Source organism: Metalysinibacillus jejuensis (assembly GCF_003057615.1).
Taxonomy (GTDB): domain Bacteria; phylum Bacillota; class Bacilli; order Bacillales_A; family Planococcaceae; genus Metalysinibacillus; species Metalysinibacillus jejuensis.
The window spans coordinates 1-1316 of the sequence record NZ_QAFW01000125.1 but is presented as its reverse complement, the minus strand read 5'-3'; the positions used below and the strand labels follow the sequence as shown (position 1 = coordinate 1316).

Sequence of the window (1316 nt, the reverse complement as noted above, 5' to 3'; positions counted from 1 at the left end):
GGCTCATCACCAAATCCCGGGGATGACAAATTCAATGACCGGTTTCCAAGCGTAAACGTAGGAAAAGACGGTCATCATTTCGGTAGCCAAACCCACGTCTTTTGATGAGCTTTATTTTATTATTTGTGCCCTCCATAATACCGTTTGAGAAAGGTGAAATGATTGTATGAATCATCGCTTTTTCATGGGCAATTACGGTTTTGGCAATCTTTGAAACAACACCACTTGTATGAAATTGATACCGTTTCAACCAAGCTTTTAAGCGCTTTTCCGCTTGGGTTTCGGTTGTCGCTTTTAACACATAGCGCATAGGATTCAATGCCTGATAGATATGTTGTGTATGATAATCTTCCCGTAGCCACTCACGCACAAACCCACGTTCTTCTTCCGTTAATTCTTCCGGCTTTCGTGCTAAACAACGGTCGATAAATCGAGATTTGTGGTGCTTTTTCGCATCGTTTAAATAGCGTCTTCTGCGCTGTAGAGCATCGGTAAAAAACTGTACTAAATGAAATCGATCTAATACATGAATTGCCGTTGGAAAAACAGACTTGATGGCACCTGCCATTGCCGCCGCGAAATCACTTACCGCGGTTTGAATCGATCCTGTGACTTTCTTTAAAAGTGATTCAATTGCGTCTTGATCTCTGTGAGGTACAATCGCTAAAATCTTTCCTGTTTCAGCGTTTAAGGCACTTGTCGCGTAGTTATGTCCTTTACGTAAAGCGAATTCATCCACACAAATATGTTTGGCATTTTCTTCAACGATATCTTCGGGTGCATACATGTAAAACCAGCGTTCAACTGTCGTATATGGAAGTGCATATTCACGTGCGACGTCTGCAATCGAGCGACCATGGCAACGTTTTGTGATTTCACGGCGAAAAGATTCCGTAGAGGAATGAAAAAGCCCTAATCCATAGTCAAACACAAACGTAAATCCACAATTTTTACAACGTTGACGAGGTATGAATAATTCAATCCAAAGAACACCAATATGCCAAGCATACCCGTGGCGAAAACGACGTCGGGAACGATCGTGACAAACAGTAGCCCCTTGGCAAATTGGACAAGGAATGGTTTGTGGTGCAATTTTCACAGGAAAAACATTTGGTTCTTCCTCTGATGGTAAATCGATTTCAAAAAAAGATGGTAACGGTAGCATCAATTTGATAAACTTAGTGTACAAAGCGAAAACTCCTATCGTGGTTTGTCTCATCAACAATTACGATACACGAGTTTTCGCTTTTATTCTATACACTATTGGAAAATTAAGGTCTTATTAGTAAGTCAACCCCAACTTATGGTGATGAGCC

At 41.0% G+C, this 1316-nt stretch carries 1 protein-coding gene; it reads right to left on the bottom strand.

Annotation, left to right across the window (positions count from 1 at the left end):
* Positions 1 to 31: 31 nt before the first annotated feature.
* The gene (locus DDE80_RS14355; RefSeq protein WP_161952360.1) at positions 32 to 1189 is read right to left on the bottom strand and encodes an ISL3 family transposase; all 1158 of its coding nucleotides are present in this window, start codon (positions 1187 to 1189) and stop codon (positions 32 to 34) included.
* Positions 1190 to 1316 lie beyond the last annotated feature (127 nt).